We start from the raw sequence: 25,685 nt of genomic DNA, 5'->3' as shown, positions 1-25,685 counted from the left end.
TTCTGTTCCCCATACCTATGATTGCTAGTATAAGTTTTTCAATTGGTATTTTTCTGCTCCTAACAAAATCCTTTCCCGGAGAAACACAGAACTGATCGATGGACTTGCAAACGCTGTGTATCTCCTTTAGTAAAATATCTCTAACTTGTTTTGATTTCACGTGCACCTCCTTGAATTTAGACTTTTGCCTCTAATTTCAAGGGCCGCTTTCGCTACCTCTAAAAATAAATCTGTAGCGAAAGCGGCCGCACTTTTATGCTTACATGTCAACTGTTTTTAGAAAAAAAGACCCCTACATCATTTTCAGATGTAGAGATCTTTATAGTGTCATCTTAACTTAATGACATTGGGGAAATCCCGATGGCGCTTATTTTTATGTACTTAATTATTTGATTATTGTCTGGTCTCCACGAGGCTGAGCATACTTGCTGCCGATTGTTCCGTGAAGCTCTGTCTGTACATAATCAATAACTGCCTCATCCATAGGAATACCTGTATCGAACTGTGCACTTGCTGCTGCGAATGCATAGTAGGTATCTCCACCTGCTGCACAGAAATTGTTTGTAACTACAGCATATGTGTCAGTAAGTGAGAAAGGCTCTCCGTTTACGCTCTCGATAGTTACTCTGTTTATCTTAGTCGGCTTGTAATATGTTGATGCAGGATAAGCAGGTCCCTGTGCGAAAGGCTTAGTTGTATCTACTGTAAACTTGATGCCTGAAGTCTGAGGATATCCGCCGATAGCATTAGGTGTGCAGTATGTTGAAGCCTCAAGTGCCTCTAAGAGTTCTGCACCTGTTACATAGACAACTGATACTGTATTTCCGAAAGGAAGCACTGTGTTGATGTCCTTCTTGGTAACTCCGCCCGCCTTGATGGCTGCTCTGATTCCACCACCGTTTGTAATTGAAACCACATGTGAAGGATCAACAGAGATTGATCCGCTTACCTTCTGAACTGACCACAGCATAGCGTCTGTGATAAGGTCACCAAGGTTTGTCTCCTCAGTTCTGTTACCGGGAGCTTTAGCACCGTTAAGTTCTACATCACTCTTGGCAATACCTACAGCATATTCTCTGTCAACTCTCTTGATGATTGCTGTAGTAACAGCATCAGTTACAACGTCCTTCTGAAGTCCGTCAAGAGTTATAAGATAGCTGTCTTCAAGTGACTTGGTTGCATTGTCAAGTACAACAACACCGATAGTCTCAAGCTTAGTACCTGTTGAAGTAACAGGAGCAAGCTTCTTCTCAGCTGTCATGATTGTATGTGAGTGTCCATCGATCATAAGATCAATGCCCTTTGTCTTAGCGTATACATCGACACTTCTGTGTCCATCCGGAGCTGACTCATCGTCTACACCAAGGTGTGAAAGACATACTACATAATCAGCACCCTGTGCATTAAGCTCATCAACCTGAGCCTGTGCGCACTTAGCAAGATCACCCTTTGAAAGGAATGTGATGCCCTGAATAAGTCCAGGATTAACCTTTGTCTGTGTTTCAGGTGTCTCCAAACCAAAGAAACCGATCTTCATGCCTGACTTTGTTGTGTACATTGTGTTTGCAGGAACAATTGTGTTACCGCTCGCATCAAGAACGTCTGCACAGATAACCTTGAACTTGGCAACTGCAAGGTTTCCGCGAAGCTGTGCGTAGCCATAATCGAACTCATGATTTCCGAGAGTTACGATATCATAACCGGCTGCATTCATCGATGTGATTGCATCAAGTCCCTTGGTCGTGCTTACATAAGCGGTTCCCTGAGAGAAATCTCCTGAATCAACCAGAATAACCTCTGCTCCTCTGTTCTGGAAATTCTGCTTAACAGAAGCGATGTAAGCATAGCGTCCGATAGCACCGTGTACATCGTTTGAATGAAGAATGACGGTCTTGCCTGTAAGATCGGCAGGAACATCTGCGATTGTCTTAATATCCTGCGCTATATTTACAGCGTAAGATGTTAAGGCTGTTACATTGGCTGTAAGAACCAGTGCCAATGCAAGTAGAACTGATAATACACTTTTTAAAACCCTTTGTCTTTTCATGCACTTTCCTCCTAAGAAATATTTAGAGTACATCAATCATTATATAATTCACAGGCCACAATTCATACAGTATTCTGACAAATTAAAATTGGTCAAAATTGTGCAGTTTCACTATAAAAAAGAGACATCTCTTTTATGGGGCCCAGAAGGTCCTCTGGAAGGAACAGTTTCCCCATCCCCGTCCCTAAATCAATCTTTGGTTTATTGGCTCCATGGAAGTCAGAGCCTCCGCTTACAGCAAGGTCATACTTGACAGCAAGTTCTTTAATCTGCCTCTCTTCTGAGGGACTGTAGGTTGAATAGATAGCTTCAATCCCTTTAAGTCCCGCGCCTTTTAGCCTTGCCACCAGAGCATCAAGCTTTCTGTCGCTCATATGATACAGTATGGGATGTGCCAGGATTGGTACTCCACCTGCCTCAAGCACATAGCCAATGGCTTCCTCCGGTGATATCTTTTCTCTTTCAACGTAGTATGGGCAGTTATCTCCTATGTATTTATCAAATACCTCGTTTCTGTTCTTTGCATATCCCCTGTCCACCATGAATTTGGCATAATGGGCTCTTGTGAGAACGGCACCGGGAAAAGAGCTGACAAGCTCCTCGTAGGATATTGGAATGCCGGCTTCCTCAGATAGCTTTTTGCACATCTTCTTGTTTCTCTCAGTTCTTGAGTCTATGAACTGCTGTAGCTTACCGGTAAATTCAGTATTGTGGTGATCTATATAGAGTCCGACAATATGAACATCCTTCCCCTCTTCCACAGTAGAAAACTCAATCCCCGGGACAAACTCCATATCAGGGTAATTCTCTTTTACATATAAAGCTCCCTCGTCAAGGCCATCCACAGTGTCATGGTCGGTAAGGGCAATGGCGGAAAGGTTCTTCTCATGGGCATAGTCCATCAGCTCTTTTACCGAAAATGTGCCATCTGAGCAGTTTGAATGTGTGTGTAAGTCTATTCCTCGCATCTTAAACCTCCAACATCCCCTATTTTATCATAAAAAAGAGAACCACCCGTATTGGATGGTTCTCTAAAGATCATTTAATGATCAATTATTTGTTTCTAGCCTCTTTGTAAGCCTTAACTGCAGCGTCAACGCCTGCCTTAAGACCCTCAAGACCAGCCTTGGCAACCTCAGCTGACTGCTCAGCGAGCTCCTTAGCGATCTCCTCAGCCTTCTTTGCAGCCTCTTCAAGCTTAGCCTTTGTCTCATCATCTACGAAAGACTTTGTGTCTGCACCACACTTGTCGCACTTCTTCTCAGCCTTCTCAGCGATAGCAGCCTGAGCAGCAGCAAGTCTTGCAACAGGAACACGGAAAGGTGAGCATGATACATAGTCAAGTCCGATCTTGTGGCAGAACTCAACTGATGAAGGATCTCCACCGTGCTCTCCGCAGATACCTACGTGAAGTGAAGGATTTACAGGCTTACCAAGCTTAAGTGACATCTCCATGAGCTTACCAACACCTGTCTGGTCAAGCTTAGCAAATGGATCGTTCTCAAAGATCTTGGTGTCATAGTATGCATTGAGGAACTTACCAGCGTCATCACGTGAGAATCCGAATGTCATCTGTGTAAGGTCGTTTGTACCGAAGCAGAAGAAGTCAGCTTCCTTAGCGATCTCATCAGCTGTAAGAGCAGCTCTGGGGATCTCGATCATTGTACCAACTTCGTAGTCAAGCTTAGCACCTGCAGCAGCGATCTCAGCATCAGCTGTCTCTACTACTACCTGCTTAACAAACTTAAGCTCCTTAACTTCGCATACAAGAGGGATCATGATCTCAGGCTTAACGTTCCAGTCTGAGTGAGCCTTCTGTACTTCAAGAGCAGCGCGGATAACAGCCTTTGTCTGCATCTTAGCGATCTCAGGATATGTAACTGCAAGACGGCATCCTCTGTGACCCATCATAGGGTTGAACTCGTGAAGAGAATTGATGATAGCCTTGATCTCGTCTACGCTCTTGCCCTTAGCGTCAGCAAGCTTCTTGATCTCGTCCTCAGTTGTAGGAACGAACTCGTGAAGAGGTGGATCAAGGAATCTGATTGTAACAGGGCATCCCTCAAGAGCCTCATAGAGCTGCTTGAAGTCGTTCTGCTGATAAGGAAGGATCTTCTCAAGAGCAGCTTCTCTCTCTTCTACTGTATCTGAGCAGATCATCTCACGGAAAGCAGCAATTCTGTCTTCCTCGAAGAACATGTGCTCTGTACGGCAAAGACCGATACCCTCAGCACCAAGCTCTCTAGCCTTCTTAGCATCAGCAGGTGTATCAGCGTTTGTACGAACCTTAAGTCTTCTGAACTCATCAGCCCATGCCATAATACGTCCGAACTCGCCGGCGATCTTAGCATCAACTGTTGCGATCTGACCATCGTAAATGTTACCTGTTGTACCATCGATTGAGATGTAATCTCCCTCGTGGAACTCTTTTCCTGCAAGAGTGAACTTCTTGTTCTCCTCGTCCATGTTGATGTCGCCACAACCTGATACGCAGCACTCACCCATACCACGAGCAACTACGGCAGCGTGTGATGTCATACCACCACGAACTGTAAGGATACCCTGAGCAGCCTTCATACCTGTGATATCCTCAGGTGAAGTCTCAAGACGAACAAGAACAACCTTCTCGCCTCTCTCAGCCCAAGCTACAGCGTCATCAGCTGTGAATACAACCTTACCGCAAGCAGCTCCGGGTGATGCGCCAAGACCCTTTCCAAGAGGAGTAGCAGCCTTAAGTGCAGCAGCGTCGAACTGAGGGTGAAGAAGTGTATCAAGGTTACGAGGATCGATCATTGCAACTGCCTCTTCAGGAGTCTTGTGTCCCTCGTCAACCAGGTCGCAAGCGATCTTAAGAGCAGCAGGAGCTGTTCTCTTACCGTTACGGCACTGAAGCATGTAGAGCTTCTTGTTCTCTACTGTGAACTCCATATCCTGCATGTCATGGTAGTGATTCTCAAGAGTCTCACAAACCTTGATGAACTCTGCATAAGCCTCAGGGAATTCCTTCTCCATCTGAGCGATTGGCATAGGTGTACGAACACCTGCAACTACGTCCTCACCCTGAGCGTTGATAAGGAACTCACCCATGAGCTTGTTCTCACCTGTAGCAGGGTCACGTGTGAATGCAACACCTGTACCTGACTCATTGTTAAGGTTACCGAATACCATAGGCATTACGTTAACAGCTGTTCCCCATGAGTAAGGGATGTCGTTGTCACGACGATATACGTTAGCACGAGGGTTATCCCATGAACGGAATACAGCCTCGATAGCAAGCTTAAGCTGCTCTACTGGATCTGAAGGGAAGTCCTTACCAAGCTGGTTCTTGTACTCAGCCTTGAACTGCTCAGCAAGCTCTTTAAGATCTGCTGCTGTAAGGTCAACGTCAAACTTAACGCCCTTCTTCTCTTTCATCTGGTCGATAAGCTGCTCGAAGTACTTCTTACCAACCTCCATAACTACATCAGAGAACATCTGAATGAAACGACGATATGAATCATATACGAAACGCTCGAAAGCAGGATCAGGATTGCCCTTGATCATAGCTGCTACAACTTCGTCATTAAGACCAAGGTTAAGGATTGTATCCATCATACCAGGCATAGATGCACGAGCACCTGAACGAACGGAAACAAGGAGAGGATTCTGAAGATCACCAAACTTCTTGCCGTTGATCTCTTCCATCTTCTTAACGCCTTCCATAGCCTGAGCCATGATCTCGTCGTTAATCTTACGACCATCCTCGTAATACTGTGTACAAGCCTCTGTTGTGATTGTGAAGCCCTGTGGTACCGGAAGGCCAATGCTTGTCATCTCAGCAAGGTTAGCACCCTTACCACCGAGGAGGTTACGCATTGTCATGTCACCTTCACTAAACATATAAACCCATTTGTTCGCCATGTTTTTACCTTTCTTACCGGAATACAGTCCGGTAACCTTTCATATATACATTTTTTTATAACTACTGTGTGATTAATACACAGGAATTACCTTATGATGGTATAAAGCTGTCAAAAATATAAATGTCAAAGTCCTCTTTTGCTGCTTCAAGCTGCTCCTGGTCCTTGATGGTCCAGGCAGCGGTAACACATTTGTACAAATGTCTGCAAAGCTGCATCGAAAAACTCTTTGGATATTTGCGGTTAAACGCAATAAAATCCGGTTTTGCCAAAAAATTGAAAAACAGATTGGTGAGTATAAAATACAGTGCTCCTCTAAATTCCTCGGGCTTATCCCTGTGGAACTGATCCGAAAGCTGACCCCTGAAAATTTCGGGGCGATGTCTTCTGTACCAGATTATCCCCAACGGATTAAAAGATTCAATACAGTACACACCCTTGTAGTTTCTAAGAAGCGTATCTACCTTAGGACATACGGACAAATCTCCTCGCTCGATCTTAAGCTCAATGATAAGCGGAACCTTTCCATCTACAAGCTTAAGAAAATCTTCAAACCTCGGTATCTTTTCTTCAGAATTTAAAATATGAAACTTCTGAAGTTCCTCAAAGGTGTAATCAATAACCTTACCTGATACTCCCACGCTGCCATCTTCGTTTCTGACTGCATCTTCCGGAATCTCACCATCTGAGTATCTTGCTACTCTTGCCAGTGTGAAATCGTGGAATATTACCGGAACACCGTCTTTTGTAAGCTGAACATCGCACTCAATGCCATATCCTGCCGTGACAGCCTTGCCAAAAGCGGCCATTGTGTTCTCCGGAGCATCGGTATTGTTATCATGAAGTCCCCTGTGAGCATAAAGGACATTCAGGTATGGTTCCCTGTCAGGTCTCCTTGTCATTCTTGGCATAATAATAAGTAAATAAAGAACTGCCAAAACTGCCAGAACTATGCATAAAACCTTGATTGTAACCATCAAACCACTTCCTGAAATTGATAAATTTATAACTTGTCCGCCAACTATTTTACATTGTCTTCTTTGATTACGCAAGAAATATAGTGCCTATAATGGAAAAAATTCTGTGAAGTGATTGTAAAAAGTTTATTTTTACACTATTCTTAATTCATATCCTATACAAAAAGGGAGATTTTGGGGAAATGAAACTAAATTATAGGAGAACCATTCTAATCGGACTTGCATTTTTGTCCATCACGGCTTTCTGGCAGTTCTACGACAACGAGATTCCAAAGATACTTAAATACAACTTTGGCCTGGGCGAAACTCTTACCGGCGTTATAATGGCCCTGGACAATGTCCTGGCGCTGTTTCTTCTTCCGCTTTTCGGAGCTCTCTCCGACAAGACAGACACAAAGCTCGGAAAAAGAACTCCGTACATCTTATTCGGAACTATCTCAGCCATGGTACTTTACTTCGTGCTCATCCAGGTAGCAAAGCCATCCGGCAACCTTATCTTCTTTATTATAGTGCTTCTGCTTCTTCTTGTAGCCATGGGCACTTACAGATCACCGGCCGTATCGCTTATGCCCGATCTTACACCGGCTCCGCTACGAAGCTCAGCGAACGCCATAATCAATCTCATGGGAGCTCTCGGTGGTGCTTTCACCCTGGTTCTTACCATGGTATTCATTGACAGCAATACTTCAGCCGCTGAAGTCAACTACACTCCAATCATGTGCGGAGTACTTGCGATCATGTGCATAGCAGTCCTGGTACTTCTTCTTACGGTAAAAGAGCCTGTCATCGCCAAAAAGATACAGGAAGAAGGCGGACTTCACTCCCTTGGTGAAGAACTTGAAAATGAAGAAGGGAACGATGCAAACAAAGGCAAAGCTCTTCCAAAGGACGTATTTAAGAGCCTTGTATTCCTATTATTATCTGTAGCCTTCTGGTACATGGCCTACAACGCCGTTACCACTGCTTATACAAGATATGTCAGCGAAGTATGGCACCTTAACGGCGACGGCTACGCAATGACAATGATGATTGCCATGGTTGCAGCCATCATCAGCTATGTTCCCGTAGGTATTGTTTCCAGCAAGATAGGCCGTAAGAAAGTTATTCTTTTTGGCGTTGTACTCATGAGTATATGCTATCTCGTAGCAGCGCTGATGCCTGTATATAGCGGAATCGTCAATGTCTTTTTCGCAATAATCGGAATCGGCTGGGCAGCCATCAACGTAAACTCCTATCCTATGGTAGTTGAGATGAGTAAATCAGGCGACATCGGCAAGTACACCGGAACCTACTACACCTTCTCAATGGCAGCTCAGGTATTTACTCCTATCCTTTCAGGCTTCCTTCTTGAACACGTATCCTACAGGACACTGTTCCCTTACGCCTTTATCTTCTCAACCCTGGCATTCTTCACAATGCTCATGGTAAAGCACGGCGACTCAAGATCCGAAGCTAAGAAGAACGTCCTTGAGCACTTCGATGTAGACGATTAAATAATGACAAAAATAAACCGCCCGGACCGATAACTCGTCCGAGCGGTATTTTTTATCATATTCTTATTCAGATCTCTAGCTCTTTTCCTGTGAGGAGTCTGTAAGCCTCAAGGTATTTGTCGATGGTCTTGTCGATGACTTCCTGAGGAAGGTTGTAGTCGCACTCAGGATTAGCCTTTAAGTAGTTACGTACAAACTGCTTGTCGAAGGAAGGCTGGTCATGACCTGGCTCATATCCATCTACAGGCCAGAAACGTGAGCTGTCGGGTGTGAGCATCTCATCACCGATAACTACCTCTCCGTTCTCATCAAGGCCAAACTCAAACTTGGTGTCTGCAATGATGATTCCCTTTGTGAGGGCGTACTCTGCACATTTCTTGTAAAGAGCTATTGTGTAGTCTCTTATCTTGGTAGCATATTCAAGGCCGTGTCCGGGGAAGTCTCTCTCAAGAACTTCTACGCTGCGGTCAAAATCGATGTTCTCATCGTGATCACCGATCTCAGCCTTGGTGCTTGGTGTGTAGATGGGTTCAGGGATCTTGTCGCACTCCTTAAGTCCCTCGGGGAGCTTGATTCCGCATACTGTTCCGTCCTGAACGTAGCTCTTCCAGCCTGAACCTGTTATATATCCTCTTACGATGCACTCTATAGGAAGCATTGTCAGCTTTTTACAGAGCATACTGTTACCTGTAAACTTAGGTGATCTGAAAAACTCAGGCATATCTGCCGTATCTGTACTGATCATGTGGTTCTTTACAATGTCTTTGGTCAGATCAAACCAGAACTTTGACATCTGTGTAAGAACTGCACCCTTCTTTGTGACCTTGTTCTTAAGGATCACGTCAAATGCTGAGATTCTGTCGGTAGCAACCATGATAAGGTTCTCACCGATATCGTAGATCTCACGAACTTTTCCCTCTTTTACTGGACTGTACTCCTGCATAACTGCTCCTCCTATATAGATATTGACCTTATTTATATAAAGACGTGATTAGTCGTCTTCTTCCTCATCAGCAACAGTGTTATAAACTGTACGCTTTCTGGCCATCTCATCATTTTCAAGGTACTCATCGTATGTGGATCTCTTATCCACAAGTGTTCCGTCCGGAAGGATCTCCATGATCCTGTTGGCTGTTGTCTGTACAACCTGATGGTCTCTGCAGGCAAAAAGCTCAACGCCCGGGAACTTGATCATTCCGTCATTAAGTGCGGAGATTGACTCCATATCAAGGTGGTTCGTAGGCTCATCGAAGATAAGGCAGTTAGCACCGCTGATCATCATCTTTGAAAGAAGACATCTTACCTTCTCTCCTCCGGAAAGGACCTTAACCTTCTTGATTCCGTCCTCACCTGCAAAGAGCATACGTCCAAGGAAACCTCTTACATAAGTGGAATCCTTGATCTCTGAATAACCTGTAAGCCACTCTGTGATGTTGTAATCGTTGTCAAACTCTTTTGTATTATCCTTGGGGAAGTACGCCTGTGAAGTTGTTACGCCCCACTTGTAGGTTCCCTCATCCGGCTCGATCTCTCCCATAAGGATCTGGAAAAGAGTTGTCTTAGCCAGCTCGTTACCGCCTACAAAGGCGATCTTATCATCGTGCTGAACTACGAATGAGATATTATCAAGGACCTTTTCGCCGTTAATGGTCTTGGAGATTCCGTCAACGGTAAGGACTTCATTACCGATCTCACGGTCAGGTCTGAAGTCAATGTAAGGATACTTTCTGCTTGAAGGCTTGATGGTATCAAGCTCGATCTTCTCAAGAGCTCTTTTTCTTGAAGTAGCCTGCTTGGACTTTGAAGCATTGGCGGAGAATCTTGCAATGAACTCTTTAAGTTCCTTGATCTGCTCCTCTTTCTTTTTGTTGGCTTCCTTCATCTGGCGGATCATGAGCTGTGAAGACTCATACCAGAAGTCATAGTTACCGGCATAGAGCTGGATCTTGCCGTAATCGATATCAGCAATGTATGTACATACCTTATTAAGGAAGTATCTGTCGTGGGATACTACAATAACGATGTTCTCATAATTGATGAGGAACTCCTCAAGCCATGCAATAGCATCCAGATCCAGGTGGTTGGTAGGCTCGTCGAGAAGCAGAATATCGGGATTTCCGAAAAGAGCTCTCGCAAGAAGAACCTTGACCTTCTGATTACCGTCAAGTTCCTTCATAAGCTTGTAGTGGTTCTCTGTCTCAATGCCAAGTCCGTTAAGAAGGCTCTCGGCATCTGACTCAGCTTCCCATCCGTTCATCTCGGCAAACTCAGCCTCAAGCTCACTCGCTCTTATTCCGTCCTCGTCAGAGAAATCCTCTTTGGCGTAGATTGCATCCTTCTCCTTCATTACCTCAAGGAGACGGGCATTTCCGCCCATAACGGTATCAAGAACAACGTTATCATCGTACTTAAAGTGATCCTGTTCAAGGAAAGAAAGACGCTCACCGGGAGTTATAGCGATATCTCCGTTGGTGGTCTCTATCTGTCCTGACAGGATCTTAAGAAATGTAGATTTACCTGCTCCGTTGGCACCAATGATGCCATAGCAGTTACCTTCTGTGAATTTGATGTTTACATCTTCAAAAAGAGCCTTTTTACCGACTCTAAGGGTTACATTGTTTGCACTGATCATTTAATAAATCCTCATATAATAAACTTTAGCTTGCAACAGTTCGTATTATATGGGATTGCCCGGCAAATTGCAACTGCTGTATTTCTTTATAAACTCATCCATGGGAATCGGTTTGGAATAGTAATATCCCTGAAGATAGTCAACTCCAAGCTCTGTTACTATCTTTCTCATTTTATCATCTTCTATTCCTTCACATGTGGTCTTAAATCCCATGCGTTTAAAAGTCGATATCATGCTGGGAAGAATCTCGTCAGGCTTTTTGCAATAGTCCCATACAACACTCATATCGATCTTAATATCAACAAAGGGATAGCTCTTTATTCTGGACAGATTTGACGATCCCGTTCCGTAGTCATCCAGCGCAAATTTAAAGCCCTTATCTATCATGGCCTGAACCTGTTTGTTCATTATGCTCTCATCTGCAAGGGATACCTCGGTTATCTCAAGGTGTATCTTCTCCGGATCAACACCATACCTTTCAACTATGGAAGCATATCTTTCCGCCAGATCTCTTTTTATGAACTGAGCAGGAGAAAGATTGACGCTCACCCACTTCATTCCCATATCTGTCATATTGTAATCTGAAGCAAACCTACATGCTTTCTCAAATATCTGTTCTCCGAGAGCATTGATCCTGCCGTTTGCCTCAGCCACAGGGATAAATAAACCGGGAGGAATGATATTGCCCTTTTCATCCCTTATCCTGGCCAGTGCCTCTGCTCCTACGAGCTTTCCGCTTTTTGCTTCTATAAAGGGCTGGAAGAAGACCTCAACCTTATCATGCTCTACAGCATACTCAAGGTTCTTCTTGAGGGCAGCCTTATCTACATATTCATTTAAATCTTTCTCGGTTACAACTACAGTCTCTTTAAGGTCTCCCTTATCAGCCTTCTCCATGGCATCCATAATTGTACTTAAAAGGAAATCGGATGAAGCAACTTTCCCGTTTACAAGAGCTCCGCAAAAAGCAACCTCCAAATAAATCTCCAGGTTCTCAGATACCCATGGATTCCTAAACCTCTCTCTGATAACTTCTACAGCCTTCTCCAGAGGCATTTCCTTATCGCTGACCAAAAAGAATCTTCCGTTTCTGTAATAAAATGCATCATATTCAGGGAATGCAGTTAAAAGATACTGGCTTATCAGAGTAAGTCCCTGATCCAGCTGCCTTCCGCCATAAATGTCTCTCATTTCCATATAATTATGGATAACTATACCCAAAATCTTATGTTTTAACTTTCCGTTGTTCTCTTCGAAATAATCCCTAAAGGCATTACTGTTGAAAATTTTTCCTCTTGTCTCAAGATAAAACTCCGGATTACCAAATGCCAGATATGCAGTAATTATCGCAATTAAACAGAAGCTATCCATAAGCAGATATGATGGAAAGATTTTTCTGAAAATAATCCCGGCTAAAAGCACGGCATTATAAAACAGCATCGTGAAAAAATATCTTCTCCTGACAGTATTTTTATACTTAAGAGTGACATAAACAGAAAATGCTATATAGAAATATGAAACATAATACAGAAGGAAATAATATGGTCCGTTGTGATACTGCCCGCCATCCAAGTTATATATAAGTCCGGTCCAGGGGCTTAAAAAGCTAAACAAAAATCCCGCACCAAATGGCACACAAACAAGGGCTAAAACAGCCCTGTTCGAAGCATAATTGCGTTTAAATACAATTGAAGTAAATTCGAAAAATGCAAGAGCTCTGTTGAAAAAGAATGCAAAGTAGCAGACATTCAAAAGATGAGCTACCGATAAGCTCACCTCTGAAATATTACTGTCAGCCCAGCTTGCAATGATATCAAAGAATAAAACTGCACTTTCAACCCACAAAAGATACAAAAATGTCCTATTGATCTTAACTGAAAGCCTGGGTAATGAAAAATAAAACAGCAGGATTATAAATAGTATGAATAAGCTATGGATTGCGTAGCCGTAATTCCACATACGGTTCCTCAATTCTTTCCTTACTGCACGTTAATAGTTAATATAATTTTAAATAATTATTCACGCTATTACAATCCAAATAGTATTAAGACTTTATAAAACATTTTTTATTGCTGCAAGAAGATCGCTATATTCCTCAAAAGCCTGAAGATGAGGATAATCCTCTTTTATCTTATCTGTAGTCCTGAATAAAAATCCATTCCTGGAGGCCTCGATCATGGCAAGATCATTGTAGCTGTCTCCGCTGGCTATAGTATCATAACCGATAGACTGAAGTGCCTTAACGGTTGTGAGCTTGGAGTTCTCGATTCTCATCTTAAAGCCTGTGATCTCTCCGCTTTCGGCAACCTCAAGGCTGTTGCAGAAGATTGTCGGCCATCCAAGCTTCTCCATAAGAGGAGTTGCAAACTGAGTGAAGGTATCGCTTATGATAATAACCTGGGTAAGACTTCTGAGCTCGTCCAAAAACTCTTTTGCTCCCGGAAGCGGATCTATGGTTCTTATGGTATCCTGGATCTCTTTAAGTCCAAGGCCATGCTCCTTAAGGATTCCGATACGCCATCTCATGAGCTTGTCATAATCAGGCTCATCTCTGGTTGTTCTCTTAAGCTCAGGTATTCCGCTGGCCTGTGAAAAGGCGATCCAAATCTCAGGTACCAGTACTCCTTCAAGGTCAAGACAAACTATATTCATGGCAAAATCCTCTTTTCTTCTAATTTTATACAAAACCTTGTTTAGTTTAGCACATTAAAGTGATGCAGACAACACCAAATTTATATCGCGCCCAGAATAAACTCAGCAAGACCGTCGTGGTCGTTGTCAAACCTTGTCACTACATCAGCAGACTCTTTTACAAGGTCCGTTCCGTTTATCATGGCGATTCCGCATCCGGCTGCCTCGATCATGGAGATGTCATTCTGCTCATCACCTGCAGCGTAGGTATTCTTTTCGTCAACCCCAAGGATACCGGCGAGTCTTTTGACTGCACTGCCCTTTCCGGCCTCGGAAGGGAATATCTCCATATAATTGGGATTTGAATACAAAAGAGTAAGCCTATCCCCTACCATTTCCTGTAGTGCCAGTCTGAATCTCTCCTGCTTTTCTCTGTCATGAAGCTCGATTGCTATCATCTTGGAAGGTGGCTGTTTCAAATAGGCCATTACATCATCAGTGACGGTAAGCGGAGTCTTGATGACTCTTCTGTAGTACTGCATGCACTCATTGTCATGTCTTGATACAATGTGATCCTCATTGTAGGTATGACAGTGCATGTCATACTCCTCTGCAAGGTCGAGGATGCTCTCAACAAGCTCCAGCGGAACTCCGGTCTTATATACGTATTTCTGTTCATCGACGCTGTATATCTCAGTTCCGTTTGATCCGCACAGAAAGCTTCCTTTAAAATCAAGCCCCAGTCCGTCGTAAACCGCCTTTGCGCTATCTATCGCCCTTCCTGTATTTATACAAAAATAATGCCCTGAATCAGTGAATCTCTTCAGGGCATCTAAAGTATTCGGAGTAATCTTTTTTTCTGAATTAAGAAGTGTCCCATCCAGATCAAAAAAGAATATCTTTTTGTCCATTTTATCCCTCAACTATTAAGTATCTTCCGTCTCCGATATCAAATACCTCGTCCGCATCAAGAACATTTCCGCCCTCTGTATCGACGCCGGATTCCTCGAAGTATTCTTCTACCTCTTCAACTCCTTCAACAACTACTGCCATGCAGTCTTCAAGAAAAGCTTCAGCCTCTTCCTCATTGGATGCTACATCCTCAGGAAACAGCTGCCCCTGGTTTTCAAGAAAACATCTGATTACAGCCTCGTCATACTCATGCATAAACTTTTCCTCCATACCTCTCATAATAGTCCATGTTCTTTGAGTTCTTTGTAAAGCCTTGCCACAGGAAGTCCCATTACATTGTAATAATCACCCTTGATACCGGTTATGAACCTTGCAAAAAGCCCCTGTATGCCGTAGGCTCCTGCCTTGTCATCGCACTCGCCGCTGCCAACGTACCAATTGATCTCATCAGCGGACATTGATGCCACATCAACATCGGTGCATTCTGAAAAGGTGAAGCTCTTTAATAGTCCCTTATCATTCCAGAAGACGCTGACTCCGGTGTAAACGCTGTGGGCCTTGCCCGAGAGCATTTCAACCATTTTGTAAGCATCGCTTCTGTCTGACGGTTTACCGAGTATCTTATGATTATATGATACAACGGTGTCTGCGCCTATTACAACAAGTGTGTCCTCTTCATTCGTAAAAGTTTTGTTAAATATTTCTTCGGCCTTCTGAAAAGAGAGTTCCTCAACAATTTCAGACGGAAGCTCTTTGGTCATTACTTCTTCTGAAACGGCAGGAATTATCTCAAATTCCGGTATGATCTTTGAAAGGAGTTCCTTTCTTCTCGGCGATCCGGAAGCCAGTATATATCTCATTGTTATAAATTCCCCTATCTGTTTATTATGCTTTTGGATTCATCTCCGGTATAAAGACTCTGCTGCTACCCGGGTCATGTCTTTCAACCGCCTCCACAGCTTCTTTTCCAAATACCATCTGAGAGTTGACTCTCTCTGTTCCCTCAAGGTTCCTTTCGGATATCTTCTCATAAACGCCCTTGCTGTTCATGATATGAGCCTTCTCTGTGTCCTTAAGCTCAACGTCAAGAATATGCCAGAGCTTCTCCTTAAGAACTGCATCCTCCACAGGGAAAAGAATCTCAACCCTTCGTTCAAGGTTTCTTGGCATCCAGTCAGCACTTGAAGCATACATCTCTGGGCTTCCGCCGTTCTCAAAGTAGAATATCCTGCTGTGCTCAAGGAAGTTTCCGACGATGGATCTGACGGTGATATTCTCACTCACTCCCTCTACGCCTGCTCTGAGACAGCATATACCTCTTACTATGAGATCAACCTTAACGCCGACGCTGCTGGCTCTGTAGAGCTCTGCAATAACGTCCTTGTGGCAGATTGCGTTCATCTTGGCAACTATCCTTGCCCTCTCGCCCATACGTGCATGCTCTTCTTCTCTCTTTATAAGGTCAATGATCCTGTCCTTGAGCCAGAGAGGCGCAATGGCAAGCTTATTCCATCCAAGGGGCTCGCTGTAACCTGAGAGCATATTAAATACAGCCGTTGCATCCTCACCAAATGCCGGTGCACAGGTAAAGAGACCAACGTCAGTGTACTGCTTGGCTGTTGAATCGTTGTAGTTACCGGTTCCGAGGTGGACGTATCTCTTTATGCCGTCCTCTTCACGTCTTACAACGAGTGTTATCTTACAGTGGGTCTTAAGTCCAACAAGACCATATATTACATGACATCCGGCTTTCTCAAGCATCTTGGCCCAGACGATGTTGTTCTCTTCATCGAATCTTGCCTTGAGCTCAACCAGAACCGTTACCTGCTTGCCGTTGTCGGCAGCCTTGGCAAGAGCTGCAATGATGGGCGAATTACCGCTGACTCTGTAAAGTGTCTGCTTGATAGCAAGAACATCGGGATCCACAGCTGCCATCTCAACAAACTTAACCACATTCTCAAAGGTCTGATATGGATGATGCATAAGGATATCGCCCTTTGAGATCACATCAAAGATGTTCTCTCCCGTCTCAAATTCCGGAACGCTCTGAGGAGGATAATAGCTGTGTTCCTTGAGATCATCAAAGCCCTCGAGCTTGTACATCTTCATAAGGAAGGTCAGGTCGATCGGGCCTTCGATGCTGTAAATCTCGTTATCTTCCACTTCAAGTTCTGAAGTTATCTTTTTAAGAAGCTTTTTATCAATACCCTTTTCAACTTCAAGTCTGATGGCCTGTCCCCACTGACGACGCTTGATTTGCTTCTCGATCTCTTTTAAAAGATCTTCCGCTTCGTCCTCATCGATTGAAAGATCGGCATTTCTTCCTACTCTGTAGGCCGAGCAGGTAATAACATCATAGTTTAAAAAGAGCTTGTGCATGTTGCGAAGGATTATCTTCTCAAGAAGAATGACCTTCCTTGGCTTGTCACTGTCATCCCCCTCCGGTATCTCAAGAATTCTTGGAAGTACGTCAGGAACCTGAACCGTTGCAAAGTCGATCTCATCGCTTTTCTCTTTCTTCTTAAGAAGAGCTGCGATATTTAAAGACTTGTTCCTGATAAGTGGGAACGGTCTTGAAGAATCCACAGCCATCGGTGTGAGAACCGGATACACATACTCATCGAAGTATCTGTCGACAAACTCGATCTCTTTGGAAGTAAGGCCCTCCTCTCCTGCAACCTCAAGGCCCTTTTCAAGTAAAAGAGGCTTAAGCTGAGTGTTGTAGATGTCATATTGCTTATCTACAAAGCTGTGAACCTGCTCCAAAACCTTCTCAAGCTGCTCTCTTGCAGTCATTCCGGCGATGTCAGGCTTTTTGTAGCCGGCGTTGATCATGTCTTTTAATGAAGCTACCCTGACCATGAAAAACTCATCAAGGTTACTGGCAGAAATAGAGAGGAACTTAAGTCTCTCAAATAGCGGATTGGATGTATCCTCAGCCTCGGAGAGCACTCTTGCGTTGAATTGCAGCCAGCTGAGCTCTCTGTTTATATACAGTTTTGGATCTTCAAAATTGATGGATGACTTGTCTTTTGCCATTTGCTATTCCTCACATCATTTTCTTTTGTTTGATGACCGGCATTATGCCAAATACTTCTTCAAAGAAGGCTGCCCTGTTGGTAAACAGGCCCTTCTCCAGCGTGATGTCCGCCCTTGTATCAATGTTGATGATAAGCTGCTTGTCTTTTATGCTGACCTTAATGTCCTTGAACTTCTGCTTGTGTGTCCTGTCAAGGCCGTTGGCAACACGAAGGATTGCCGTGAGCTTGGCAATCACAAGGTATTCCTCCTGTGAAAGGCCCTCGAGATAAGGACTCTTGCTGCCGAAGTAGTCGAATTCTTCGTGATTGTACCTTACAACGTTGGCCACAATGGTCCTCTCCTTGTGAGAAAGACCTATGATCTCCGTTGACATGATGATGTTGTAGGAGCAGTCTCCGAGGTTGACCATACTGATGTATTTACCGCAGTCATGGAGCATTGTTGCAACCTGCAAAAGAAGGCGTTCCCTCTTGCCAAGGCCATGGAACTTCTTGGTGTTATCAAATATCGCAAGCGCAATCTGCTGCAGAGTCTCACGCCTTGATTTACTTCCCATGTATCTCTTTGAGATATTCTGGGCACAGGAAATGATATCGTGTTCGAAATCGTGTGGCGATTTTATAAAGTTCTTTTTCTCAGCGTACTCATATGCTATGCCATCGCAGAGCGTAACGCCCGGAGCCCAGAGGTTCTCTGCGTTTGTGATATCCATGATGCACTTTATTAGGATTCCCGAAACATAAAGAAGCGAAACATTCTCTTCGGGGATATCGAGTCTCTTTGCTACCTCTCTCGCATTGATATCTGCTGCATTGGCAAGGACCTGACTGTATTCTGCATTGGAAGCATAGCCTACGAGACCCCCTTTGCTCTTGACTCTTCTAAGTACCGGTGATACATAGTCGTCGATAATTATCAGGTTTTCAACTCTTCTGTCTTTTAAATACATCTTGGAAAAGACAGCGAGCTGTGAATTTACAAGTTCAGAAATAAGCTCGGGATACTCTCTTCTTGTGGCATGTACTGTCTGCATGACAGCATTTAGCCTTAAAACACCGGTCTTAAGGTTCTGGGTTGCGATAAGAGCATCCTTTTCAAACAGCGATATCTGAATACTTCCGCCGCCTATATCGATGATTGCAGTAGGTTTTTTGATAACCTCCTGGAACTGTTCATTCTTAAGAGCGATGGACTTGTAATCAAGAAATCTCTGTTCAGAGTTACTCAGGACATCGATATGCAGATGGGTCCTCTGCCTGATGAGCTCCTGAAGGATCACGATATCTCTGGTCTCTCTGATAGCACTGGTTCCGTAGGCCTTGTAGTGAGTTGCCCCGTACTCCTTCATCTTCTGGCGAAACTCCGAGAGGATCCTTATAAGCTCATCAACGTGGCTGCTGCTTATGGTTCCCTTGGCGTAGGTCTCCGTACCCAGATCCATGCGATGTCTTACGTGATCAAGCTCCCTTACTCCATTCTTGTCGGAGAGCTCAAAGATCTTCATTGCCATTTCATATGAGCCAACATCAATTGCTGCAAAAACTTCACCGGTCATATTCGCTCCTTAAAATGCTAATTAGTAATTTCCAAGAATCTTCATCATCTTCGCTTCTTCTCTAAGGCCTCTTAGAGCGTTCTTAACTGAACTGTCCTCAAGGTTTCCGTCGAAGTCAATAAAGAATCTGTACTCCCAATTTCTGTCCTCAATGGGCCTTGACTCTATCTTGGTCATGTTAAGACCGTTGTAGATAAAGTGTGACATGATGTGATACAAAGATCCTGCCTCATGAGGAATCTCAAGGCACAGGCTGATCTTGCCTGCCCCCTTAAGGAATACCTTTTGATTGGTAACAACTATAAATCTTGTGGAATTGGACTCTGCCTGATTAATAGCCTCTTTTATTATCTCAAGGCCGTAGATTTCTCCGGCCCTTTTACTTGCTATGGCCGCCTGGGTCTTGTCTTTATCCTCCGCAACCTTCCTTGCTGCAAAGGCATTGTTCTTCATGCTTATCTGCTTGATATCACTGTGCTCTGCAAGGAACCTTGATGACTGCATCAGTGACTGGGGATGTGAGTAAACAGTCTGTATGTCCTCAAGCTTTGCTCCGGGAACGCCTAAAAGACAGTGCTTTATGTCAATTATCTGCTCTCCCACAATGTAATTCTCATACTCAGTAAGAAGGTCGTATACTTCACTAACAATGCCCGCTGTGGAATTCTCTATGGGAAGAACCGCGTAGTCAGCGCTTCCATCCTCCAGTGCTCCAAAGGCATCTCTGAAGGTATCCACGTGAAAGCTGTTTACACCCTCTCCGAAAAATCTGATGGTCGCTTCTTCAGAATAAGCTCCCTCTGCCCCCTGGTAGCAAACTCTCCTGGCAGAATCCAAAAGAGAATCGATCTGAATAAAGGGGAGTCTCAGCGATGCACCTTTTTCAGAGAGCTTCTGATACTGAAGCTTTCTTGACATAGACATTATCTGGGAAAAGAGCTCTTCCACTCCGATACTGTTAAACTCGGAATGGGTTAGGCTCTTGACTGTCTTTATCTTCTCCAGCTCCCTCTCCCTGTCATAAACTTTTTTGCCGTTTTCTATCTTGTAATCAGCTATTGCTGAAGAGACTTCCATTCTCTTTTCATATAGTTCAACTAAAGAAGAATCTATCTCATCTATCTGTTTTCTCAGGTCCTTTAAATCCAAGTGTCTGCTCCTCCACGTACTTTTTCCATTATTTTACATGATTAATGATATAACAAATTACTTCTTGATAGCAAGAAGACACTCGCTATATAATAAAAAGCGGAGGGAAAAGAATGAATAAGAAATTTGCACTGTTTTTCATACTGATGCTTCTGGTCATAACCGGTGCTCTTACTCTCTATTTCATTGATAAACATGTCCCTATGAGTCCCACCGATTCAGGTAATATTCCCGGCAACATGCAAAACGGCGGTCTGTTTTTTGAAATGGACGGCAAGGTATATTTTTCAAATGCTTATGACGATGGATGCCTTTATTCCATGAATGTTGATGAATCCAAGCCCAAGCGCCTTACAAGCATGGGCTGCAAATATATCAGCGGTGCTAACGGATATCTTTATTTCTATATGGATTCCACCAGCAAATCCTCCAAGGTCACAGGTCTTGGCGCAGCTTCCAAACAGTACGGTATCTACAGATGCAAGACTTCGGGCCGCGATCAGGTTTGCCTCGTCAGAGATTTCTGTGGTGAGACCCAGCTCTGCGGAGAATACCTCTACTATCAGATCAAAGATGCCAATGGCGGAACTCTTCACAAGATCAAGTGCAACAAGAAAGATAACACCCAGGTGGCGGATGAGCTCATCTCTCCTATGTGTTATGACAACGGCATTATCTATTACACCGGCGTTAGCAATGATCATGATATTCACGCACTCCATACAAAGGACGGCGATATTACCACTCCTGTTATAAGTGGTTTTTATTTCTTCCCCGTAGTCAAGGACGGATACCTTTATTACCTCAACGGAACCTCCAACTACAGCCTCTGGAGAACCAATCTCACAAACGGCGAGCAGCAGCTGGTTACTTCAGACAGATGCGATTGTTTCACTATTGATAACAATCATATTTACTATTCCTATTCAAATGCCATGAATCCTTCTCTTCGCAGATGCGATCTGGACGGTGGCAATAAAGTTGTTCTCTTCGAAGGCGTTGTCAACAGCATTAATGTGACAAGCCGTTATGTATATTTCAAAGTATTTGGTGACGACAATACTTACTTTCACATTCCTGTAGATCTGTCGGCTCCCGCGTCGGCATTTACAGTCATAGCGAATTAATGAATTAAGCGCGTATTCTATTTCAGGATACGCGCTTACATTAAGTATAAAAAAATAATAGGGAGAGAGTATGAACACATTAAGACACATGATGAATCCTCTGGACTTTTCAGTGGAGGAGCTGGAAGAGCTTTTTGACCTGGCAGGCGATATAGAAAGGAACATGGAGGGCTATGCTCACAAGTGTGACGGCAAGATCCTTGCAACCTGCTTCTATGAGCCAAGCACAAGAACAAGACTGTCCTTTGAAACCGCAATGCTGCGCCTAGGAGGTAAGACACTTGGCTTTGCTGATGCATCAAATTCCTCAGCAGCCAAGGGAGAAAGCGTTGCAGACACAATAAGGGTAATCTCCTGCTTTGCAGATATCTGCGCCATGAGACACCCCAAGGAAGGTGCTCCTATGGTAGCGGCCACCAAATCAGGAATCCCGGTGATCAACGCAGGTGACGGCGGACATCAGCATCCGACCCAGACCCTAACTGACCTTCTCACCATCAGGTCTTTATATGGAAAGCTCGGGAACTTTACCATAGGCCTTTGCGGAGACCTTAAATTCGGCAGAACCGTTCACTCACTTATAAATGCCCTCAGCAGATATGAAGGCATCCGCTTTATCTTTATTTCGCCAAAAGAGCTAAGGGTTCCCGACTACATAACAGAGATGCTCACACAAAAGAACATCCCCTATGAAGAAGTAATAAAGCTTGAAGAAGTAATGCCTCAGCTTGATTTTCTCTACATGACAAGAGTTCAGAAGGAACGTTTCTTCAACGAGGAAGACTACATAAGACTCAAAGATTTCTACATCCTGAACAAAGAGAAAATGGCAAAGGCCAAAGAGAGTATGTATATTCTCCACCCTCTCCCAAGGGTAAATGAGATATCCGTTGAAATAGATGATGACCCAAGGGCAGCTTACTTTAAGCAGGTTCAGTACGGACTGTATGTAAGAATGGCTCTGATACTCACACTTCTTAATATCAAATAAATCGGGAGGAACAGATAATGCTTAATATTGGAAAAATAGAGGAAGGCTTTGTTCTTGACCACATCCAGGCAGGAAAAAGCATGCAGATATACAGACACCTTGGGCTTGATAAGCTCGATTCCACAGTTGCCATCATAAAGAACGCCAAGAGTAAGGCGATGGGTAAAAAAGATATTCTTAAAGTAGAATGTGATATCGATTCCCTGGACCTTGACGTACTTGCTTTTATCGATCACAACATCACGGTAAACGTAATAAAGGCCGGTGAGATCATCGAAAAGAGGTCTTTAGTTCTTCCTAAGGAGATCACAGGAGTTATCAGATGCCACAACCCAAGATGTATCTCCTCAATCGAGCAGGAGCTGCCACAGATCTTCTATCTCGCTGATGAGAAAAAAGAGATCTACCGCTGCAAATACTGCGATGAGAAATACTCAGAGAGTACCATAGACAGACTTTAATGCTATACTGCAAAAAAGCGCCTGCTTCAGGTTAAAGAAGCAGGCGCTTTGTTTGTTTTCAATATTTACTTGATGTAACCGTTCTGTCTGTTGTGAATGTCATCGCGGTTTTTCTCACGGCGCTTCTCTTCGCCTCTGAGCATCTCCTGCATGTAAGGATTGTCATTGGAACCTGAAACAGACAGTGGTCTTGTTTCGTTGTTGATGTAGATGTCCTTTGATGATTTTCCAAACATAGTAACACCTCCCCAGGTATTATATAGTCAACTATATTATAGCACATTCGCAAGAAGTGAGTCAGTGGGGACGTTTCAGTTTGACTCATTTTGTGAAGCAAAATGAGTCAAACTGAAACGTCCCCACTGACTCACGGATTGCTCCACTGCGTTCTCGCGATGAAGCATATACATATATTAAGACTACGGATTGCTCCGCTTACACTCTCGCAATCCTCCAAAACCATTCGGAAATCGTGTCGCATAAAGACGCGCCACTTTTTTCCTCATGGTTTTGGTCGCCAAAGTCAAAAAAAGCACAGGCCACTTGCAAGCAAGGGCTGTGCTTTTTTTAACTTTGTCTCGTCTTAATATCCGAATTCCTGAGCCCAGTACCAGCTGCCGTCGCCTGTCTGGCAAATAGCGATACCAACTGTCTTGTATCCGCCATCCATAATGTTAGCAGCGTGTGTAGGTGAATTCATCCATGCTGTGTAAACAGCATCAGCTGACTGATACAGCTTAGCAAGATTCTCACCATACTGGCAACTTGAATCAACTGTCCAGAATGCTGATCCGTTAGGTCTTGTGTGTGAGAACATTGTTGTGATCTCATTAGCACGAACCTGTGCAGCATTTGTAAGTGGCTGGCTCCAGGCAAGCTCTGAAAGACCTCTTGCTACTCTCTGCTGATTCATGATATTAAATACAGCAGTGCAGGCATCAAGTGCTGCCTGAGATGATGCAGCTGATCCTGCAAGGGCAATTGCCTCATCATCAATCCAGATCTCTCCGGCTCCCTCTTCCAGACCTCTGACAGCAGCCTGATCATCGACAATCGCATCATTCGTTGCACCACATGCAAGAAGTGTGAATGTCATGACAGCAGTCAGTGTCATTGCAAGTACTCTTCTTAATCTTAACTTCTTCATAATCCATTACTCCTGTACACTTTTTCACAACCTAAACATAATTACCTATGTTCTTAACTAAATACTAACCTACAGAAAGGGTGTTTTCAACACAAAAAAGCATAAAATTTAGCGAAAATAAATATTTATTTCACCCAAAAAGGAGCCAAAATGAAACTTTATTTTACTTCCACAAGTTCAATTTTAAAGTTGAGCTCTTTGCCTGCCATCTCGTGATTAGCATCGAAGGTAATCTGTGTGTCGTCCTTGGCTGTAACCTTAACAGGAATAGGTCTTCCATAGATGTCCTGAAGGTAAACCTTCTGGTCAACTGTAAGCTCTTCTGATCCCGGAAGATCTGAAATATTCATTGTAATAAAAGCACTTGGATCAACATCGCCGTATGCTTCCGAAGGCTCAAGATGAATATCAATGATATCTCCGACATTCATTGTTGCAACAGCCTTATCAAAACCATGGATCATCATTCCTGTTCCGCAGATAAACTCTAAAGGTTCTCCTCTGTCATAGGATGAATCAAACTTGGTTCCGTCATTAAATGTTCCTGTGTAATGAGTTCTGCAGGTCTTACCGATATTCTGACCCTCAAAATCAGGCTCGTATGTATGGCATCCGCCGCATCCACCGCATCCGCCTTCTGATCCGCCACAGCATCCGCCGTCGCCACATCCCTCGTCTGCTCCGCAGCAGCACTCTTCTCTCTCTTCGTAATCGCTCATATAATAGTCCTCCAAATAAAATACCCGACCATTATACATTTTTAGCAATTACCTGTAAATACATGATCAAGTTCTTTTTTTGCCACATCTCTTAACCGGTAGATTAGTCCTACATCCGTGGCAGGTCTCTCCAGCTTAAACCTCGGGAAATATCTGCTTAAATGGAGGGCGACCTTCTCTTTTCCCCTGCCATCATCCAAAGACGCTATCCACTTCGACAGCTCTTTTATCTCATCCTCTGCATCGTTATAGCCGGGAACCACAAGAGTTGTGACTTCAACATGGCTGGTTTTTGCCGCCATGCTTATAAAGTCCATTACCATCTTCCTGTCGCCACCGAGCACATCCTTATAATAACTGTCGGTAAAGCCCTTTAGATCAATATTCATGGCATCTATATGTGGGATTACCTGCTGCGCCACTTCTGCTGACACGCATCCGTTTGACACAAGAACAGTCTTCATACCTCTCTCATGGACCTCTTTGGCCGCGTCCACCACAAACTCATAGCCCACCAGAGGCTCATTGTAGGTAAAAGCCACACCAATATTTCCCTCGTACTTATACTCCAGGGCAATCTCAGCGAGCTCTTTTGGCGACATCTCTCTGTAGCCATACGGATACTCTTTCCCGAAATCATAGGAAATCTCGTGGTTCTGACAAAATGGGCACCTCAAGTTACATCCATAGCTTCCCACGGATATGATATTTGATCCGGGGTAAAAGAGATTTAGAGGCTTTTTCTCTATCGGATCAAGGGCGATGGATGTTATATGGCCATAGTTTCTTGCTACGACCTCTCCGCCTCTGCATATCCTTGCTTTGCAAAGACCTATCTGACCCTCTTCCAGACTGCAATGGTTGTGACAGACATTACATTTTGGCATATCTATCCCTCTTATA

General features: G+C 43.9%; 21 protein-coding genes and 1 pseudogene. 4 read left to right on the top strand and 18 right to left on the bottom strand.

The annotated features are described in order from the left end of the window. Positions 1 to 385: 385 nt before the first annotated feature. The 4 genes from G589_RS0113305 to G589_RS0113290 all read right to left on the bottom strand — a co-directional run bounded on the left by G589_RS0113305 (position 386) and on the right by G589_RS0113290 (position 6,923). Positions 386 to 2,047, bottom strand: coding sequence for a bifunctional metallophosphatase/5'-nucleotidase (locus tag G589_RS0113305; protein WP_026522484.1), 1,662 nt, complete (start codon positions 2,045 to 2,047; stop codon positions 386 to 388). A 92-nt stretch (positions 2,048 to 2,139) separates the two neighbouring features. Further along, positions 2,140 to 3,015 carry a PHP domain-containing protein gene (locus tag G589_RS0113300; protein ID WP_026522483.1) on the bottom strand — a complete coding sequence of 292 codons (876 nt, stop codon included), beginning with the start codon at positions 3,013 to 3,015 and terminating at the stop codon, positions 2,140 to 2,142. Positions 3,016 to 3,100: 85 nt separating this feature from the next. Continuing rightward, positions 3,101 to 5,947: a pyruvate, phosphate dikinase gene (gene ppdK / locus G589_RS19990; protein ID WP_035776104.1), complete on the bottom strand. Its 2,847-nt coding sequence runs from the start codon at positions 5,945 to 5,947 to the stop codon at positions 3,101 to 3,103. A gap of 91 nt (positions 5,948 to 6,038) precedes the next feature. Next, positions 6,039 to 6,923 carry a glycerophosphodiester phosphodiesterase family protein gene (locus G589_RS0113290; RefSeq protein WP_035776102.1) on the bottom strand — a complete coding sequence of 295 codons (885 nt, stop codon included), beginning with the start codon at positions 6,921 to 6,923 and terminating at the stop codon, positions 6,039 to 6,041. A 182-nt stretch (positions 6,924 to 7,105) separates the two neighbouring features. On the opposite strand from G589_RS0113290, the gene G589_RS0113285 reads away from it, so the two are divergent. Then, complete coding sequence (locus G589_RS0113285) at positions 7,106 to 8,416, top strand: MFS transporter (RefSeq protein WP_026522481.1); 1,311 nt, start codon at positions 7,106 to 7,108, stop codon at positions 8,414 to 8,416. A gap of 67 nt (positions 8,417 to 8,483) precedes the next feature. On the opposite strand, the gene G589_RS0113280 is transcribed toward G589_RS0113285, so the two are convergent. From G589_RS0113280 to pheA, 10 genes are all read right to left on the bottom strand, one after another. Continuing rightward, on the bottom strand, positions 8,484 to 9,359 hold the full coding sequence (locus G589_RS0113280; protein WP_026522480.1) for a phosphoribosylaminoimidazolesuccinocarboxamide synthase: 876 nt from the start codon (positions 9,357 to 9,359) through the stop codon (positions 8,484 to 8,486). Between the two features lie 48 nt (positions 9,360 to 9,407). After that, positions 9,408 to 11,048 carry an ABC-F family ATP-binding cassette domain-containing protein gene (locus G589_RS0113275; RefSeq protein WP_022769046.1) on the bottom strand — a complete coding sequence of 547 codons (1,641 nt, stop codon included), beginning with the start codon at positions 11,046 to 11,048 and terminating at the stop codon, positions 9,408 to 9,410. 45 nt (positions 11,049 to 11,093) lie between these two features. Then, positions 11,094 to 13,007 (bottom strand): EAL domain-containing protein, encoded by a 1,914-nt coding sequence (locus G589_RS0113270; RefSeq protein WP_026522479.1) that lies wholly within the window; start codon positions 13,005 to 13,007, stop codon positions 11,094 to 11,096. Between the two features lie 93 nt (positions 13,008 to 13,100). Then, complete coding sequence (thrH, locus tag G589_RS0113265; RefSeq protein WP_026522478.1) at positions 13,101 to 13,700, bottom strand: bifunctional phosphoserine phosphatase/homoserine phosphotransferase ThrH; 600 nt, start codon at positions 13,698 to 13,700, stop codon at positions 13,101 to 13,103. Positions 13,701 to 13,780: 80 nt separating this feature from the next. Then, positions 13,781 to 14,590, bottom strand: coding sequence for a Cof-type HAD-IIB family hydrolase (locus G589_RS0113260; RefSeq protein ID WP_026522477.1), 810 nt, complete (start codon positions 14,588 to 14,590; stop codon positions 13,781 to 13,783). Between the two features lies 1 nt (position 14,591). Further along, positions 14,592 to 14,846: a hypothetical protein gene (locus G589_RS0113255; RefSeq protein WP_022769040.1), complete on the bottom strand. Its 255-nt coding sequence runs from the start codon at positions 14,844 to 14,846 to the stop codon at positions 14,592 to 14,594. 20 nt (positions 14,847 to 14,866) lie between these two features. Continuing rightward, entirely contained in the window at positions 14,867 to 15,451 is a 585-nt protein-coding gene (locus tag G589_RS0113250; RefSeq protein ID WP_026522476.1) for a Maf family protein, read from the bottom strand. A 25-nt stretch (positions 15,452 to 15,476) separates the two neighbouring features. Next, complete coding sequence (locus G589_RS0113245; protein WP_026522475.1) at positions 15,477 to 17,630, bottom strand: RNA degradosome polyphosphate kinase; 2,154 nt, start codon at positions 17,628 to 17,630, stop codon at positions 15,477 to 15,479. Positions 17,631 to 17,640: 10 nt separating this feature from the next. After that, entirely contained in the window at positions 17,641 to 19,188 is a 1,548-nt protein-coding gene (locus tag G589_RS0113240) for a Ppx/GppA phosphatase family protein (protein ID WP_026522474.1), read from the bottom strand. Between the two features lie 21 nt (positions 19,189 to 19,209). After that, positions 19,210 to 20,337, bottom strand: a complete 1,128-nt coding sequence (gene pheA, locus G589_RS0113235) for a prephenate dehydratase (RefSeq protein WP_026522473.1) — start codon at positions 20,335 to 20,337, stop codon at positions 19,210 to 19,212. Between the two features lie 113 nt (positions 20,338 to 20,450). On the opposite strand from pheA, the gene G589_RS0113230 reads away from it, so the two are divergent. From G589_RS0113230 to G589_RS0113220, 3 genes are all read left to right on the top strand, one after another. Continuing rightward, complete coding sequence (locus tag G589_RS0113230) at positions 20,451 to 21,464, top strand: DUF5050 domain-containing protein (RefSeq protein WP_026522472.1); 1,014 nt, start codon at positions 20,451 to 20,453, stop codon at positions 21,462 to 21,464. A gap of 70 nt (positions 21,465 to 21,534) precedes the next feature. After that, positions 21,535 to 22,455: an aspartate carbamoyltransferase gene (pyrB, locus tag G589_RS0113225; protein ID WP_026522471.1), complete on the top strand. Its 921-nt coding sequence runs from the start codon at positions 21,535 to 21,537 to the stop codon at positions 22,453 to 22,455. 17 nt (positions 22,456 to 22,472) lie between these two features. After that, the gene (locus tag G589_RS0113220) at positions 22,473 to 22,916 is read left to right on the top strand and encodes an aspartate carbamoyltransferase regulatory subunit (protein ID WP_026520332.1); all 444 of its coding nucleotides are present in this window, start codon (positions 22,473 to 22,475) and stop codon (positions 22,914 to 22,916) included. A gap of 65 nt (positions 22,917 to 22,981) precedes the next feature. Here the strand turns inward: G589_RS0113220 and G589_RS21950 are convergent, their stop codons facing one another. The 4 genes and pseudogenes from G589_RS21950 to amrS all read right to left on the bottom strand — a co-directional run bounded on the left by G589_RS21950 (position 22,982) and on the right by amrS (position 25,669). Continuing rightward, on the bottom strand, positions 22,982 to 23,152 hold the full coding sequence (locus G589_RS21950; RefSeq protein WP_155832546.1) for a hypothetical protein: 171 nt from the start codon (positions 23,150 to 23,152) through the stop codon (positions 22,982 to 22,984). 347 nt (positions 23,153 to 23,499) lie between these two features. Beyond that, on the bottom strand, positions 23,500 to 24,063 hold the full coding sequence (locus G589_RS0113210; protein WP_051192387.1) for a CAP domain-containing protein: 564 nt from the start codon (positions 24,061 to 24,063) through the stop codon (positions 23,500 to 23,502). Between the two features lie 158 nt (positions 24,064 to 24,221). Beyond that, positions 24,222 to 24,776, bottom strand: a pseudogene (locus G589_RS19985) (FKBP-type peptidyl-prolyl cis-trans isomerase); the annotation flags it as partial. 47 nt (positions 24,777 to 24,823) lie between these two features. Next, on the bottom strand, positions 24,824 to 25,669 hold the full coding sequence (amrS, locus tag G589_RS0113200; RefSeq protein ID WP_026522469.1) for an AmmeMemoRadiSam system radical SAM enzyme: 846 nt from the start codon (positions 25,667 to 25,669) through the stop codon (positions 24,824 to 24,826). Between the last annotated feature and the right edge of the window lie 16 nt (positions 25,670 to 25,685).

This window comes from Butyrivibrio sp. VCB2001 (assembly GCF_000423965.1).
Taxonomy (GTDB): domain Bacteria; phylum Bacillota; class Clostridia; order Lachnospirales; family Lachnospiraceae; genus Butyrivibrio.
The sequence above is the reverse complement of the archived record's forward strand: the minus strand, read 5'-3'. Positions and strand labels throughout refer to the sequence as shown.